General features: G+C 37.3%; 20 protein-coding genes. 19 read left to right on the top strand and 1 reads right to left on the bottom strand.

Annotated features, from left to right (window positions below):
* Nucleotides 1-7: 7 nt before the first annotated feature.
* The 15 genes from BUA73_RS09295 to BUA73_RS09225 are packed head-to-tail and all read left to right on the top strand — an operon-like array spanning nucleotide 8 to nucleotide 13,008.
* Entirely contained in the window at nucleotides 8-1,522 is a 1,515-nt protein-coding gene (locus BUA73_RS09295; protein WP_072903857.1) for a cobyric acid synthase, read from the top strand.
* Nucleotides 1,522-2,490 (top strand): adenosylcobinamide-phosphate synthase CbiB, encoded by a 969-nt coding sequence (gene cbiB, locus BUA73_RS09290; RefSeq protein ID WP_072903856.1) that lies wholly within the window; start codon nucleotides 1,522-1,524, stop codon nucleotides 2,488-2,490. The genes BUA73_RS09295 and cbiB overlap by 1 nt, the downstream gene beginning before the upstream one ends.
* A complete protein-coding gene (locus tag BUA73_RS09285) occupies nucleotides 2,490-3,596 on the top strand; it encodes a pyridoxal phosphate-dependent aminotransferase (protein ID WP_072903855.1) in 1,107 nt (368 codons plus the stop codon). The genes cbiB and BUA73_RS09285 overlap by 1 nt, the downstream gene beginning before the upstream one ends.
* Nucleotides 3,568-4,899 carry a cobyrinic acid a,c-diamide synthase CobB gene (locus BUA73_RS09280; protein WP_072903854.1) on the top strand — a complete coding sequence of 444 codons (1,332 nt, stop codon included), beginning with the start codon at nucleotides 3,568-3,570 and terminating at the stop codon, nucleotides 4,897-4,899. Before BUA73_RS09285 ends, BUA73_RS09280 begins: the two co-directional genes overlap by 29 nt.
* Nucleotides 4,900-4,920: 21 nt before the next feature.
* Nucleotides 4,921-5,547 carry a precorrin-8X methylmutase gene (locus tag BUA73_RS09275; RefSeq protein ID WP_072903853.1) on the top strand — a complete coding sequence of 209 codons (627 nt, stop codon included), beginning with the start codon at nucleotides 4,921-4,923 and terminating at the stop codon, nucleotides 5,545-5,547.
* Between the two features lie 21 nt (nucleotides 5,548-5,568).
* A complete protein-coding gene (gene cbiD, locus BUA73_RS09270; RefSeq protein WP_072903852.1) occupies nucleotides 5,569-6,648 on the top strand; it encodes a cobalt-precorrin-5B (C(1))-methyltransferase CbiD in 1,080 nt (359 codons plus the stop codon).
* 20 nt (nucleotides 6,649-6,668) lie between these two features.
* Nucleotides 6,669-7,283, top strand: a complete 615-nt coding sequence (gene cbiE / locus BUA73_RS09265) for a precorrin-6y C5,15-methyltransferase (decarboxylating) subunit CbiE (RefSeq protein ID WP_072903851.1) — start codon at nucleotides 6,669-6,671, stop codon at nucleotides 7,281-7,283.
* A gap of 3 nt (nucleotides 7,284-7,286) precedes the next feature.
* A complete protein-coding gene (gene cbiT / locus BUA73_RS09260; protein WP_072903850.1) occupies nucleotides 7,287-7,850 on the top strand; it encodes a precorrin-6Y C5,15-methyltransferase (decarboxylating) subunit CbiT in 564 nt (187 codons plus the stop codon).
* A gap of 16 nt (nucleotides 7,851-7,866) precedes the next feature.
* A complete protein-coding gene (locus tag BUA73_RS09255; protein WP_072903849.1) occupies nucleotides 7,867-8,532 on the top strand; it encodes a cobalt-factor II C(20)-methyltransferase in 666 nt (221 codons plus the stop codon).
* A 16-nt stretch (nucleotides 8,533-8,548) separates the two neighbouring features.
* A complete protein-coding gene (gene cobM, locus BUA73_RS09250) occupies nucleotides 8,549-9,304 on the top strand; it encodes a precorrin-4 C(11)-methyltransferase (RefSeq protein WP_072903848.1) in 756 nt (251 codons plus the stop codon).
* Nucleotide 9,305: 1 nt separating this feature from the next.
* Nucleotides 9,306-10,307 carry a cobalt-precorrin 5A hydrolase gene (gene cbiG / locus BUA73_RS09245; protein ID WP_072903899.1) on the top strand — a complete coding sequence of 334 codons (1,002 nt, stop codon included), beginning with the start codon at nucleotides 9,306-9,308 and terminating at the stop codon, nucleotides 10,305-10,307.
* A 32-nt stretch (nucleotides 10,308-10,339) separates the two neighbouring features.
* Nucleotides 10,340-11,062, top strand: a complete 723-nt coding sequence (gene cobJ / locus BUA73_RS09240; protein ID WP_072903847.1) for a precorrin-3B C(17)-methyltransferase — start codon at nucleotides 10,340-10,342, stop codon at nucleotides 11,060-11,062.
* The gene (locus BUA73_RS09235; protein ID WP_072903846.1) at nucleotides 11,062-11,823 is read left to right on the top strand and encodes a cobalt-precorrin-6A reductase; all 762 of its coding nucleotides are present in this window, start codon (nucleotides 11,062-11,064) and stop codon (nucleotides 11,821-11,823) included. Before cobJ ends, BUA73_RS09235 begins: the two co-directional genes overlap by 1 nt.
* A 33-nt stretch (nucleotides 11,824-11,856) precedes the next feature.
* Nucleotides 11,857-12,078, top strand: coding sequence for a DUF1450 domain-containing protein (locus tag BUA73_RS09230; protein WP_072903845.1), 222 nt, complete (start codon nucleotides 11,857-11,859; stop codon nucleotides 12,076-12,078).
* A gap of 36 nt (nucleotides 12,079-12,114) precedes the next feature.
* Nucleotides 12,115-13,008, top strand: coding sequence for a YitT family protein (locus BUA73_RS09225; RefSeq protein WP_072903844.1), 894 nt, complete (start codon nucleotides 12,115-12,117; stop codon nucleotides 13,006-13,008).
* A 62-nt stretch (nucleotides 13,009-13,070) separates the two neighbouring features.
* Here the strand turns inward: BUA73_RS09225 and BUA73_RS09220 are convergent, their stop codons facing one another.
* On the bottom strand, nucleotides 13,071-13,241 hold the full coding sequence (locus BUA73_RS09220; protein WP_072903843.1) for a DUF362 domain-containing protein: 171 nt from the start codon (nucleotides 13,239-13,241) through the stop codon (nucleotides 13,071-13,073).
* 130 nt (nucleotides 13,242-13,371) lie between these two features.
* On the opposite strand from BUA73_RS09220, the gene ymfI reads away from it, so the two are divergent.
* The 4 genes from ymfI to BUA73_RS09200 all read left to right on the top strand — a co-directional run bounded on the left by ymfI (nucleotide 13,372) and on the right by BUA73_RS09200 (nucleotide 15,903).
* A complete protein-coding gene (gene ymfI / locus BUA73_RS09215) occupies nucleotides 13,372-14,115 on the top strand; it encodes an elongation factor P 5-aminopentanone reductase (RefSeq protein ID WP_072903842.1) in 744 nt (247 codons plus the stop codon).
* A gap of 35 nt (nucleotides 14,116-14,150) precedes the next feature.
* Complete coding sequence (locus BUA73_RS09210) at nucleotides 14,151-14,480, top strand: hypothetical protein (protein WP_072903841.1); 330 nt, start codon at nucleotides 14,151-14,153, stop codon at nucleotides 14,478-14,480.
* Between the two features lie 291 nt (nucleotides 14,481-14,771).
* Nucleotides 14,772-15,182 carry a DUF6762 family protein gene (locus tag BUA73_RS09205; protein WP_072903840.1) on the top strand — a complete coding sequence of 137 codons (411 nt, stop codon included), beginning with the start codon at nucleotides 14,772-14,774 and terminating at the stop codon, nucleotides 15,180-15,182.
* A gap of 76 nt (nucleotides 15,183-15,258) precedes the next feature.
* Entirely contained in the window at nucleotides 15,259-15,903 is a 645-nt protein-coding gene (locus BUA73_RS09200; protein WP_072903839.1) for an undecaprenyl diphosphate synthase family protein, read from the top strand.
* Nucleotides 15,904-15,910 lie beyond the last annotated feature (7 nt).

Below are 15,910 nucleotides of genomic sequence, written 5' to 3'. Positions count from 1 at the left end.
AATAGCAATGGCTAGAATAATGTTTCAAGGTACAGGTTCTTCAGTGGGCAAGAGTATTCTCGTTACGGCGCTTTGTAGAATACTTAAACAGGACGGTTACTCAGTAGTCCCATTTAAAGCACAGAATATGAGCCTTAATTCTTATATAACAATGGATGGAAAGGAAATGGGTAGAGCTCAAGTACTACAAGCCTATGCCTGTGGCATGGAACCTGAAGCCTACATGAATCCCATACTTTTAAAGCCAACGGGAGATAAAAAATGCCAAGTAATCGTAAATGGAAAGGTTTTGTGCAACACAACGGCCATGGATTACCACAGGATGAAACCACAATTTGCCACAATGTTAAAAAACCAGTTTGAAGAAATGGAGAAAAAGTTTGATGTGGTGGTGATGGAAGGGGCAGGATCGCCGGCAGAGATAAATTTAAGGGAAAATGACATCGTAAATATGGGCATGGCAGAGCTGGTAGATGCACCTGTTCTTCTTATAGGCGATATAGACAAGGGTGGAGTATTTGCATCTCTTGCAGGAACTTTGCTTTTGATGAATGATTCGGAAAAAGATAGAATAAAGGGCACCATTATAAATAAATTTAGAGGTGACGTAGAAATACTAAAGCCAGGCCTTAATATGCTAGAGGATATAATACATAAACCTTCCCTTGGTGTGGTTCCATATTTTAAATTGAATCTAGAGGATGAGGATGGGGCAGTTAAGTTAAATAAAAAAGTAACAGCGCCCATTGATATTGCTTGTGTAAAACTTCCTCACGTATCAAACTTTACAGACGTAGATGCTCTTGCCTTGGAGGAAGACGTATCAGTGAGATTTGTGGAGAAAAAAGATGAATTTGGAGATCCAGACTTGGTGATAATTCTTGGCAGCAAAAATACCATAGAAGACCTTAATTACATACGAAATGAAGGTTTAGAGAAGAAGATTTTAGAACACGCTGAAAAAAATAAGAAGATAATAGGCATCTGCGGTGGCTACCAGATACTTGGAAACACAATAAAAGATCCATACAAAACTGAATCATCCATTGAGGAGACAAAGGGCATGGGACTTCTAGATATAGAGACGGTTTTTGAAGAAGAAAAAGTCACCACAAGAGTAGAAGCTGTAGGCATGGACAAAGAACATAAGGGAGAAAATTTTTCACAGTTCACTGGCAATGTATATGGCTACGAAATCCACATGGGAATCTGCAATTACGGAAAGGCCTCTAAAGCTTTATTTCATATAAAGACAAGGAATGGAGAAGAGTGCAGTTTAGATGATGGGGCAGTAAACTCTAAAGGAAATATCATGGGAACTTACATCCACGGAATTTTTGATGGAACAGAGTTTAGAGAGTTTGTCATAAACATGCTTAGAAGAGAAAAGAATATAGAAGAAAAAAAATCAGCTGTTTACGAAAGCTTAAGGGAAAAGGAACTGGATAGATTGGCGGATATAGTAAGGGAATCCTTAGATATGGACAAAATTTATGAGATTATTAAGGAAAGTGATAAGTAATGTGGTATGCCTTAGACATTTTAATTGCCATTATTATAGATTGGGTAATTGGGGATCCCTATGGATTCCCTCACCCAGTTATATACATTGGAAAACTCATATCAAAGCTGCAAAAGTTTACACGTAAGAGATGCAAAAGTTCAAAAGCCCTTAAATTTGGTGGAGGTTTTATAGTAATCACCGTGGCATTTGTGACTTTCATTATTCCCTTTTTACTTTTGCTTGTGACAAGGGAAATCCCATTATTGCACCATATCATAAATGTATTTATCTTGTGGACCACTTTAGCTTGCAAATGCCTTGGGGTGGAGGGCAAAAAGATATACTTAGAGCTGGAAAAAGATGATTTGAAGGAAGCTAGAGTTAAACTATCATACATAGTTGGAAGAGAGACAAAGGATTTAAGTGAACACGAAGTAATAAGAGCCGATGTGGAAACCATAGCTGAGAACACGGCGGATGGAGTCATTGCTCCTATGTTTTTTGCCATGTTATTTGGACCCTTTGGAGGAGCAGGTGCCATGATGTACAAAGGAATAAACACCATGGACTCCATGTTAGGATACTTGACTGAGGAATTTAAGCATATTGGCTTTTTCCCTGCAAAGGTTGATGACGTATTTAATTATATTCCAGCTAGGATAACGGGGCTTTTAATTGCTTTAAGCGCACCAGTAGTAGGGGGAAATGTCCTTAAGTCATTTAGAATAATGGTTAGAGATAGACACAATCACAAAAGTCCCAACTGCGCTTATCCAGAGGCAGCAGCGGCAGGAGCCATGAAAGTACAATTAGGAGGCACTAACACCTATTTTGGTCAAGTCATATACAAACCAACCATGGGGGATGATGTGATAGCTCTAGAAAAATACCACATTCTTCAGTGCATAAAACTTATGTACGCTGCGGAAATTCTAATGTATATTATTTATTTTATAATTATTATATTGTGGAGGATCATTTTCTAATGTTACACGGTGGAGATATATACAGCGAAGGACTTTTTAAGAATATAGAGCTTTTAGATTACAGCTCCAACATAAATCCCTTGGGAGTGCCAAGTAGCTTTAAGGAAAATATCCAAGAGGCAGTGGAAAATTTAAAAAAATACCCTGACATTGAGTACAGAGTTGTAAAAGAGAAACTGTCAGAGTACTGTCATCTTCCAAAGGAATACATGGTGGTGGGCAACGGAGCGGCAGAAATACTGGATATTGCCATAGGAAGCTGCAAGTCAGCACTGCTAGTGGTGCCATCCTTTTGTGAATACGAATTAAGTCTTAAAAAGTGGAATGTACCCTATGGATATTATGCAATGAAGGAAATAGACCTAGATGAAAAAATGGGAGACTTTATCTTAGACTACAAAGAGCTCTTAGAGGATTTTAAAAAATACCATACCCTTATAATAGGAAACCCAAACAATCCCAATGGAAGCGCCATTGATATAAGAGAGTTCATGGCAATTTTAGAGTATGCAGAAGCTGAAAAAAAACTGATAATTGTGGATGAAGCCTTTATAGAATTTACTTGTGACGAAGAAAATCAGAGCCTTACTAAGTACACAAAGGAGTATAAATGCCTTTTCATAGTAAGAGCCATGACCAAATTTTTTGCCATGCCAGGCATAAGAATGGGCTATGGATGCTGTGGCAATGAAGCATACCTACAAGACATAAAAAAAATGCAAAATCCATGGAATGTGAACTGTTTTGCAGAGGTGGCCGTAAAGTACTGTCTTCAGGACAGAGATTACATAGAGAAAAGTAGGCAGTGGATTTTAAAAGAGAGGGATCACTTTTTAAATTGCCTTAGATATATAGATATAATAGAAAAAGTCTACAGAAGCAAAGGCAACTTTGTATTGGTGAAATTAAAGGAAAATGGAAATAGCCAAGAGCTATACAATAAAATGATAGAAAAGCATGTATTGATAAGAAAGGCAGACAATTACGTAGGTTTAAATGATAAATACCTTAGGTTTGCCATAAAGGACAGAAAAACTAATGAGGTGTTTTTAGAAAAGTTGAAGGAAGTGATAAGAGATGAAGGGAATAGTGGTATCATCAAATAGCAGTGGTGGAGGTAAAACCACCGTGACTTTAGGTTTGTTAAAAGCTCTTGGAAATAGAGGCTACAAGGTGCAGCCTTATAAGGTTGGCCCAGATTACATAGATTCAGCTTTCCACACTAGGATAACAGGAAATAGGTGCCGAAACCTGGATGTATTTCTCATGGGTGAAAAGGGTGTAAAAGCTGCATTTTCAAGGGGAAATGGAGATTTAGCTGTGGTGGAAGGTGTCATGGGCTTTTATGATGGAAAGGGCATAGATACTGATGGGTCTACCTATGAAATATCACAGATGTTAGACTTGCCAACGGTGCTTGTATTATCTCCAAAGGCTCAAAGTGCCACATTAAGCGCTGAAATAAATGGCATACTAAATTACAAAGAAAATTCCATCTGTGGAGTTATATTAAATAACATAAGCTCATCTTACTACCAACTTTTAAAAACCATCATTGAAAAAAACTGCAAACTTAAGGTCTTCGGCTACATTCCTGCAAGTGAGGAATTAAAGCTTGGAAGCAGGCATTTAGGCCTTATTCAAAGCAGTGAAATAGATGATTTGGAAGAAAAGATAGAAGTATGTGCAGAGCTCATGGAAAAGCACGTGGATTTAGATTCCCTTATGCAGTGTTTTAAAGAGACAAAAAAGTATGAAGATAACTTTCATTTAGCAAATAAGAATCTAAAAATTGCTGTGGCCATGGATAAGAGTTTTAGCTTTTATTATGCTGAAAATCTAGAGCTTCTAAGGGAATTGGGAGAAGTTCAATATTTCTCACCTATCTATGATGAAAAAATTCCTGAAGACATAGATTTTTTATACATTGGAGGAGGATATCCAGAGGTATTTTATCATGAATTAAGCAGTAATAAGTCCATGATAAATAGCATAAAAAAAGCTCTAGAAGGTGGAGTTAGGTGCTACGCAGAGTGTGGAGGAATGATGTACCTTACAAAAAGCATTATTTCCCTTGATGGCAAGGGAGATGAAGAGGAGCTAGTAGCATACTTTCACGGCTGTTCCTACATGGCAAAGAGATTGCAGAATTTTGGATACGCCACTGTAAATATAGATGAAGAAAATAATATATTGCCAAAGGGGCTTTCTATTAATTGTCATGAGTTTCATAAATCCTATGTGGACAACAAAGACAAGACAATATACAAGGTGGAAAAAGTGAATTACTTGGGGGAAAAGAAAAGCTGGAAGTGTGGTTATGTAAAAAACAACACCTTAGGAGCCTATGCTCACCTTCACTTCTTCGGAAATATGGAATTTGTAAAAGCTATGTTTGATATTAAATAAATTGTACATGGAGGAATTTAAATGGATTACGTAAAAAAACCTATGGATATAGAAGTGAAAAGTTTTGAGATAATTGGAGAGGAAATGGGACCTCACAATTTCACTGAAAGAGAACTTAAAATAATAAAAAGGGTGATACACACCACGGCGGATTTTGAATACAAGGATATAACCTACATTAGAGAAGGGGCCATTGATGCAGCTCTTGTAGCTCTAAAAAAGGGCACTACCATATACACAGATACAAAAATGGCATTGTCAGGTATAAATAAAAAAGCCCTAGAGCAGCTTAATTGCAATGTAAAGTGCTATGTCAGCGATGAAGAAGTAGCAAAAGAAGCAAAGGAAAGAGCCGTTACTCGTTCCATTGTGGGTGTTGAAAAGGCTGTAAAAGACGGTGTAAAAATATTTGTATTTGGCAACGCTCCCACAGCATTATTTAGGCTAAAAGAGCTTATGGAAGAGGGAGTAGCAAAGCCAGAATTTGTTGTGGCAGCACCTATTGGCTTTGTTGGAGCAGCGGAATCAAAAGAAGAATTTGAGAAAATGACAGTTCCTATGATCAGCATTAGAGGAAGAAAAGGTGGCAGCGGTGTGGCTGCATCCATTATAAATGCACTTATGTACATGGTGGTAAAGAGAGATTAGAATAAAAGACAAGGTGAGAATATGTTAGATCTATACGTATACAGTGAAGGAAAAAAACTAAGGTGTGGTTACACCACGGGATCCTGTGCCACAGCAGCGGCAAAAGCCGCCACATACATGTTATACAATAAAGAAGAATTATCTACAATAAAAATAAATACACCTAAGGGCATTGTTTTAGACCTTCCCATAGAAGATATAAAAGTGGGGGAAGATTATGTAGAATGCTGCGTTGTGAAAGATGGCGGAGATGATATTGACATAACTCACGGTTTAAAAATATTTGCAAGGGCTGAGAAATCGGATAAAACCTTTACTTTAAAAGGCGGTAAGGGCGTTGGCATGGTCATGGGTGAAGGCCTTTACATAAAAAAAGGTGAAGCTGCCATAAACCCAGTGCCAAGGACCATGATAGAAGAAGAGGTTAGAAAAGTTCTTCCAAAGGATAAGGGTGTGGAAATTACCATCTTTGTTCCAGGTGGAGAGGAAGTGGCGAAAAAGACCTTCAATCCAAGGCTTAACATAGTCGGTGGTATTTCTATTCTGGGTACTACAGGTATTGTAACTCCAATGTCGGAGGAAGCCTTGAAGGACTCCATAAAACTAGAAATAAGGCAGAAGTTTGCCAATGGAGTTATAGAGCCAGTCTTTGTATTTGGCAACATGGGAGAAGATAGGTGCGCTGAATTAAACATAAATAAAGATCACATTGTAACCATTTCAAACTTTGTAGGTTTTGCTTTGGACTGCTGTGAGGAGCTTGGCATAAAGAAAATAAAGTTTGTAGGTCACATCGGAAAGATGTGCAAGGTGTCTGCAGGATGTTTTCACACTCACAGCAGAGTATGTGATGTTAGGTTAGAGGTGCTTGCTTTGGAGCTAGCTCTTTGTGGGGCACCTTTAGAGCTTGTAGAGAAGGTTTATAGGGAAAAGACCACAGAGGGTGCCATTGAAGTTCTAGGAGATAAGTACCAAAATATCTACAAAACCATAGGTGAAAAAATAAAGAACAGAATTTACCTTTATACTCATAAAAGTATTGAAGCGGAAGTATGTCTTTATTCCATGAACAGAGGCATACTCTACAACGAATTGTGCTAAAGGGCGATTAAGGTGATTGTATGGAGAAAAGTAAAATATATATTATAGGACTTGGACCTGGTAGTGAAGAATATATTCTTCCAGAAGCCAAAAAATATTTAAACAGTGTAGAAGTACTGGTGGGATTTAAAAGAGCCATGGACAGCATAAATTTCGTAGATAATAAAAAAGTTGTCCTAAACAGCATTTTAGATCTAAAGGAACTGTGCCAAAGCGGCAAATACGGTAGTATAGGAATTATCGCCTCTGGAGACCCTTGTTATTATGGTATAACAAATTACGTGAAAAACAACATATGCAGTGATGTAAATGTGATACCTGGTCTTAGCTCTTTTCAGTATCTTAGCTGCAAACTGGCATTGCCTTGGCAAAATGCCTATGTGGGCAGTATGCACGGAAGAGAAGAAAACTTTATAGATATGGTAAGGCAATACAAAGAGAGTTTTTGGCTGGTGGACGATAAATATACACCTGAAACACTGTGTAAGATGTTGCATGAAAACCATATCAAAGGTAGGGCCTATGTGGGTGAAAATTTATCCTATGAAGATGAAGTCATAACAAAGGCTACCATTGAAGAAGTAGCTAAGGGACAGTACTCCTGTCTTAGCGTACTTGTCATAGAAAGGGATTAAAAAATGAGATATATAAAAGATGAAGAATTTTTAAGGGGTAAGTGCCCCATGACTAAAGAAGAAATAAGAATACTAAGCATTGCAAAAATGGAATTAGAAGAGAACTCTTGCGTTTTAGATGTGGGAGCGGGAACTGGTTCTGTCACTATTCAAGCTGCGAAGATTTGCTCTAAGGGCAGTGTCATAGGCATAGAAAAGGACCAAGATGCCATAAATACTATAAAAGCCAACATAGAGAAATTTCAAGTAAAAAACTTGACTCTAATGGAGGGCAGCGCAGGAGAAAAGCTTAAGGAAATAAATACAGAGTTTGATTCAGTTTTCATAGGTGGAAGTAGTGGGGAGCTGGAATTTATAATAGAAGAGAGCTACAAAAAGCTTAAAACTGGAGGTACCATGGTTTTAAACTTCATAACCATAAACAATCTCTACAAAGCCATGGAAAAGCTAAAATCCATGGGTATGAAAGCCCAATGCAGTGAAATTGCAGTGAGCAAGACAAAGGAAAATACATACATGCTATTAGCATTAAATCCAATTTTTATTGTTAAAGCAGTGAAGTTATAGATTGAAGGAGATAAAGATGGGAAAGTTATACGGAATAGGCGTTGGCCCTGGAGATAAAGAGTTAATTACAGTGAAAGCTGTCAATATAATAAAAAAAGTAGATGTAATAGTGGTGCCAACAGCTGTGGCAGGTGGAGACAGCATGGCCTACAACATCGCAAAGGACTATATTGAAGAGAATACAAGGGTGATTTTTAAGCAGTTCCCCATGGGAGGTAAGGATCAGGAAAAGAAGATATACGAAGCCTACGAAGAGATTGCAGCCCTTATAAAGGAAGACAATGATGTGGCCTTTCTTACCATAGGAGACCCTTTTGTATTTAGTACATATACATATCTTTTAGAGCATATAAAGGGAAAGGGCATTGAAGTTATAACGGTGCCAGGTATAACCTCCTTTTGTGCTTCGGCTTCGGCAGTGGGCAAACCTTTAGTAATAGGAGATGAACCTCTTTTGATACTGCCTGCCACAAGACTAGACTCTGTAAAAGATGAAAAGTTTTTAGTTATAATGAAGTTTTACAAAGTAGAAAAAGAAGTTATAGAGTTTCTTGAAGAAAGAGGATTTCAGTACACCTGTGTTAGAAGAGTTGGATCAGAACAGCAGCAGATACTGACCTCAAAGGAAGAGATAATAAACAATAGAGATTATATGAGCCTTATAATTGCAAGAAGAAAGTAAATTGGGAGGAAATAACATGATATATTTTATAGGAGCAGGTCCTGGAGATGTGGATTTAATAACAGTAAAGGGAAGAGATACTTTAATGAAGGCTGACGTAGTAATATACGCTGGTTCTCTTGTAAGCCCAGAACACATGAAGTTCTGCAAGGAAGGTGTGGAAAAATACAATTCTGCATCTATGAATTTAGATGAAGTTATAGAAATTATGCTTAAAGCAGAAAAGGAAGGAAAGACTGTGGTTAGACTTCACACAGGAGATCCTTCGATTTATGGTGCTATAAAAGAGCAAATGGACGAATTAGATAAGCATGGAGACATAAAATATGAAGTTATACCTGGAGTTAGCTCCTGCACAGCGGCGGCTGCTGCCATCAAAAAGGAGTTCACCCTTCCTTCTGTAACTCAAACTTTAATTTTAACAAGGGTAGAGGGAAGAACACCAGTGCCAGAGACTGAGGACTTAGAGAACCTAGCTAGAATAGGAGCTTCCATGGCAATATTCCTATCCATCAGCATGATAGACAAGGTTGTTGAAAAGCTGAGAAAGGGCTATGGAAGAAATGTGCCTATAGCCATAGTTGAAAGAGCAACTTGGGAAGATGAAAGAGCTATCTTCGGTACCCTTGATGACATATCTCAAAAGGTTAAGGACGCAGGAATCACAAAGTGTGCACAGATATTGGTAGGAGATTTCATTGACTGCAGCTATGACAAAAGCAAATTATACGATAAAACATTTTCCCATATGTTCAGAGAGGGACAAAAATAAAATGGATAAGATAGCTGTTATATGTGTAACGGACCATGGCGATGAAATTTCAGATAAGATAAAGGAAAAGCTTTGCGAAAATTATAAGGTGGAAGTATTTAAAAGAGAGACTACAAAAACCATGAAGATTAAAAATGTGGTGTCACAAGTATTTCAAAAGGTAGACTATATTATCTTTATTTCTTCAACGGGCATAGCGGTTAGAAGTATAGCAGAGTTTATAAATAGCAAAACTAGCGACCCAGGAGTAGTTGTAATAGACAACAAGATGCAGTACGCTATCTCCCTGATTGGAGGCCACTTAGGTGGTGCCAACGGTTTGTGTCAGGAATTATACGAAAAACTTGGTGTCACACCTATTATCACCACGGCCACAGACAATCTGAATATAACAGCACCGGATATTTTTGCAAAGGACAACAACTTAATAATTGAAGATATGAAGAAATGCAAGGATATTGCAGCCTCTCTTGTAAACGGGGAAAGAGTAGCTTTTATCTGGGAGCATAGCGAAATTCTGCCCAAAGGCTATTTAAGATACAACCCCAAAGAAAGTTATAAGGGTGTAGTTGTGGTGACAAATAAAAGGGAACCTAAAGTAGAAAATGCCTTTTGTGTTTTAAAACTGATACAAAAGAATATTGTATTGGGTATAGGGTGTAGAAAAGATTACAGTGGTGAACTTATGATAGAAAACACAAGGGAATTATTGAAGACACTGAACATAGATGAGAGAAGTGTAAAGTCCATAGCTACAGCCTGGGTTAAAGAAAATGAAAGTGCCATAAAGGAGCTTTCGGATCACTTAAATTGTCCCATGGTGGTATTTCAAAAGGATGAAATAGAAAAATTTCACCTTAAATACCAAGGTTCAGATTTTGTCATGAAGACCATAGGAGTAAGAGCTGTGTGTCAGCCCTGTGTAGAACTTCTAGGTGGGAGACTTATTACAGATAAAATATGCATTAAGGGTATGACCATAAGCATAGGACAGATAATTTAAAGACAAACCATAGAAAAAGGAGAAAATATACTATGAAGAAGTTATATGTTATTGGCATCGGCCCAGGGGGCATGGATTACATGACCATAAAGGCACAAAAGGCCATTGACGACAGTGATATAGTAGTTGGGTATTCTAGATATATTGATATGATAGAACCTATGTTAAAGGGAAAAGAAGTTTATGAAACAGGAATGAAGGGTGAAGAAGAACGTTGTAGAAAGGCTATAGAACTGGCAGAGGATAAAATTGTATCTGTCATAAGCACAGGGGATTCAGGTATATACGGCATGGCTGGACTTATACTACAACTTGACAACAATGCAAATGTGGAGATTATACCGGGAGTTACGGCTTCCTGTGCAGCAGCATCGGTATTGGGTGCACCACTTATGCACGACAACTGCAACATCAGCTTAAGCGATCTTTTGACACCTTATGATTTAATAAAAAAGAGAGTTGAGGCAGCGGCTTCAGCAGATTTTGTAATTTCTCTCTACAACCCAAAGAGCAAGGGAAGACCAGCATACCTTTCAGAGTGCATAGAGATAATAAAAAAATACAGAGATTTAAATACTCCAGTGGGAGTGGTAAAGCACGCTTTGAGGGAAGGACAAGAGGTGAGAATATTTAGCCTTGAAAACTTCGATGCAGAGGTGGTAGATATGATGTCCATAGTGATAATAGGCAATAGCCAAAGCTATAGCGAAAATGGCAGAATCATAACTCCTAGAGGATACAAGGTGATGAAATAATGATCGGTTTGATTCTTGGGACTTCCGAGGGGAAAAAAATACTATCCTTATTAAATGAATTCACAGATGATATATTTGTATCCACAGCTACAGAATACGGTGGCCAGCTCTTAAGTAATTATAAATTTAAGGTCTTAAATACGGAGCCCTTAGACCAAGAGGCCCTAGTCAGCGTCATTAAAAAACACAATATAGAAGTATTTGTGGACGGCTCCCACCCTTATGCACTGATTATAACTGAGAACTTGAAAAGAGCCTGTTTTATTACTGGTATAAAGTACTTTAGATACGAAAGGCCTTCAGTAATTGAAGAGTTCAAAAATCATCCCAATGTAAGGTGCATACACGATTACAGCGAAATAAAAGAAGCGCTAAAGGACATACAGGGTGCTATCTTAAACACATCTGGCAGCAGAAATATTGAAAAGATCCTAAAGCTTAACCTTAAAAACAATGTGATTCATAGGGTATTGCCTACACTAAAGGTAATGCAGGAGCTTCATGCTTTAAGCATAATGCCAGACAACATTCACGCCATAAAAGGTCCCATAAGCTACGATTTGAATATGGCTTTTATTAAGGACTTTAATATAAAGGCTATGATAATGAAGGATAGTGGAGTACAAGGTGGAACAAAAGAGAAAATTAGGGCTTGCATAAACAGTGGTATTAGGGCTATTATATTAGTGAGAGATAATGAAGATAGTCTAAATACCTTTAACTCCGAAGAGGAGCTATGCAGTCATATTAAAGAACTATAGAGGGCTGATGCCCTCTTTTATGTGGAGGTAAAAATGTTAGTAAGTTTTTGTAAAGAGAATCTTTGTAGTGAACAGGTTATAAAAATGTTAGAGAAAAAGGGGGATGAATACGAAATTAGGATAAACAAGTGCATTGGCGTCTGTGATAAGTGCACACACAAGTATATCTGCCGTGTGGATGGAAAGTTCTTAGAAGCGGATACAGCACAGGAATTGTACGATATGATAGTAAATTTTAAGAAGGATAGTATTTAAAACTATATTATTATTACTGGAAGATGAGGGATTAACATGGGGAATAATATATCAATTAACGCAAAAGAAATTTTTAATAGGGACAACTTAAGAAGTTATTTTATGATGACACTGGGGCTTTTCTTTTTGGCCATAGGAGTGCATTTTTTTCAAAGTCCAAACAATTTAGCACTTGGGGGAGTTACAGGTATCGCCATGGTGCTTTGCGAGATCTTCCCAGCTATAAGCATGGGAACTTACGTATTTATACTAAATGGAATTCTGCTTATAATCGGGTTCATATTCATAGGAGCTTCCTTTGGAGTTAAAACCATATACTGCAGCTTGATGTACAGTGTTTTGCTTATGGCGTTAGAAAAGATTTATCCAATGACTCACTCCTTTACGCAGGATTTATTCATAGAGCTAATCATTGGTATAGTTATATCTGCCATTGGAATGGCCATTGTATTCAACGAAAACGGTTCCACAGGTGGTACGGATATAATAGCCAAAATTTTAAACAAATTTCTACATATTCAAATGGGTAAATCCCTATTAATAGCCGACTTTTTTGTAACATTAATGGCCTTTTATGCCTTCGGTATGTTAAAAGGAATGTATGCCATAGTTGGTATCATGCTAAATGGTATTATAATCGACGAGTTCACAGCAGGTATAAGCATATGCAAAAAGGTTGAAATATTCACAGATAGAGAGAAAGAAGTTCTGGATTTCATCATGGTAAAACTGAGCAGAGGTGCTACGGTATACGAAGCTGAAGGAGCTTATACAAATAAGAGAAAAAAGGTCATAACAACGGTTATACCAAAGAAAGAATTTATAAGCCTAAAGACATTTTTAAGAAAAGAAGACCCTAATTGTTTTGTCATAACCTACGACGTGCATGAGACTTTGGGCGAAGGGTTTAAAGATATAAAACAAGATTAAATCAGCTTTAAAAGTATAAAAAACATCACTCCTACAAAAGGGTGATGTTTTTTAAAATAATACTATTCAGCTACTGGAGCTCCTACTGGACAAACGTTAGCACAGTTGCCACAATCGATACATTTTTCTGGGTCGATTATGTACTGAGTATCCCCCTGAGTTATTGCGTCAACTGGACATTCGCTAGCGCAAGCACCACAGTTTACACAAGAATCATTAATTTTATATGACATAATACACGCCTCCTTAATGAAATTTCATAACTATAATACCATATCTCTATGAAAAATGAAAGTTATTTATGTGTAAATGGGGAGATAAAATGTGTTATAATAAATCATATATTAAAAAAGGGATGGTAATATGTTTGATTTTACAAATAAAGTTATTTTAGTGTCAGGAGGTTCTAGAGGCATCGGCAAAGCTATATGCACAGAATTTGCAGGCCATGGGGCTACAGTTATCTTGAACTACAAAAAGAACAAAGAAAAGGCAGAGGAAATAGTAAATCTTATAAAGAGTTCAGGAGGATATGCTACGTCAATAAAGGGTGATGTGAGCAGCTTTACCCAGTGCAAAGATATGATGGCTTTTGTCATTGAAAACTTTGGAAAAGTAGATGTGCTGGTGAACAATGCGGGCATTAGCATGGTGGATGTATTTGCCTACTGCAAAGAGGAAAACATTGAGGAAATAATGGGCACAAACCTACTAGGTACCATAAATTTGACAAGATGTGCTCTTCCTAGTATGATTGATAGAAAGAGTGGAAACATAATAAATATATCCTCCATGTGGGGGCAGTGCGGCGCTTCCTGTGAGGTGCTTTATTCCGCTACAAAGGGAGGCATTGATTCATTTACAAAGGCCTTGGGAAAAGAAATGGCACCTTCTGGTATAAGGGTAAATGCCATTAGCCCGGGAGCAGTAGCTACGGAGATGAATGAATGGATGTCACAAAAGGAATTGGAATCCTTATGTGAGGATATTCCACTGGGGCGATTAGCTAAGCCAGAGGAAATAGCGAAATTGGCAGTGTTTTTAGCTTCAGATGCTTCTTCTTATATAACATCACAGATTATAAGAGCAGATGGCGGCATGATATAAACAAAGAGTAGACTAGGGTGTAGGAGGATTACTATATGGAGGCCATAATTTTTATTATAATTCTTTTAATATGCGTATCTATAATAGGTTTTTTATTTAAAAATATATTTTATATAGCTGCGGCGGCTATAGCCATTATTCTTCTTAGAAAGGTATACGGTATTATAAAAGCTGCTATAAATAAAAAAACCGCAGAAATGAATAAAAGAAAGAATGCAAAAGAGATAGAAGAGATGAAAAAAAATATAAACATGAATAAAACTACATACGTGGACGCTGAAATTGTGAGAAACCCTGTATTTGAGCCTGAGAAACCAAATAAGGAAAATTCCAGTGTGGTGGACGCAGAGTATAAAAACCTTTAACACATTTGACCCTTCAATAATATATTGTATTGTGGATTAACTTATGATATTAAAGTAGATAAGGGAGGGTTTTAAGATGTGTTGTTGTTGGTTTATAGTAATAATATTGCTGATATGGTGGATTTGCTCTCCAACTAGATTTATAGGTGGTTGCGGAGGCAATGGCTGTTGCAGATGCGGTTGCTAGTTTGTTCTAATAAAAGAGTCCCCTAAGGACTCTTTTTTACAGAAAAATAAGATATGGTTTTAAAAATTAAATTAAAATTTAAATTAGAAAACGAGGAGAAAATTATGGAAAAAGAGATAATAGTGCTTATGGAGAAAAATAAGGAAACAGGAGAATTTGTAAGAGAAATAGAGAGCTACGATTTGGAGAACATAGATTTAATAAAGGGATTATTTGCATACAAGGATGAAAAAGGTAATTACCATGTATGTATAACCGTGAGCACAGACAGAGACCTTGAGGACTGGGAATACACAGCTTTCTACGATTACGTGGATTTTAGCGAATTTAAGGATCTATACGAGGATTACGAGGAATTGGACCAAGAATACAACCCTTGCTTTAGGTTTACATTAAAGTATAACGAAGAGAAAATGGAAGAAATCTTGAGTTCTTTAATGGACAAATTTGTAGAGGAGCAAAATAGGGTGTACGAAGAAATAAAAGATCTAAAGGATCAATATATAAGTGAATAAAGCTACAAGTGAATAAAATTAGGTTTTTCTGGGGATAATAATAGCTATCTTTAGCGTTATTGGAGGAAAAATAAAAATGAGAATACCTAATCATGTTGGTATTATACCCGACGGAAATAGGAGATGGGCTTGCGACAATGGCAGAGCTAAAAGCCAAGGCTACAAAGAAGGCCTCAACCCTGGGTTGCAGTGTTTAAGAGTTTTAAGAGATATGGGTGTAAAGGAAATAACCTACTACGGTTTTACTACAGACAACACTAAAAGGCCGAAGGAACAAAGGGAAGCCTTCACAAAAGCGTGTATAGAAGCAGTTTATATTATGCAAAGAGAAGGGGCTGACGTCATGGTATTAGGGGACTGCAATTCTGCTATGTTTCCAAAAGAACTACTGCCTTTTACAAAAAGACAAAAGAAAGAAAAAGATTCACTGAAGGTAAACTTATTAGTGAACTACGGGTGGAATTGGGATTTGTACAGTTTAAGCAATAAAAACAACACAAATAGAAGAGACATCTACGACGGAATACAGTCTAGGGATATCTCCCGGATGGACCTTATTATAAGATGGGGCGGTAGGTGCCGTTTAAGCGGTTTTCTTCCAGTGCAATCTGTTTACTCGGACTTTTACGTTGTAGAGGATTACTGGCCCGATTTTAAGCCTTGTCACGTAGAACAGGCTGTTATGTGGTACAACAACCAAGACATCACCTTAGGTGGCTAAAAAATAA

The organism is Hathewaya proteolytica DSM 3090 (assembly GCF_900142225.1).
GTDB classification, from domain to species: domain Bacteria; phylum Bacillota; class Clostridia; order Clostridiales; family Clostridiaceae; genus Hathewaya; species Hathewaya proteolytica.
Note: the sequence above shows the minus strand (reverse complement) of the source record. Positions and strands in the feature narration are given on the sequence as shown.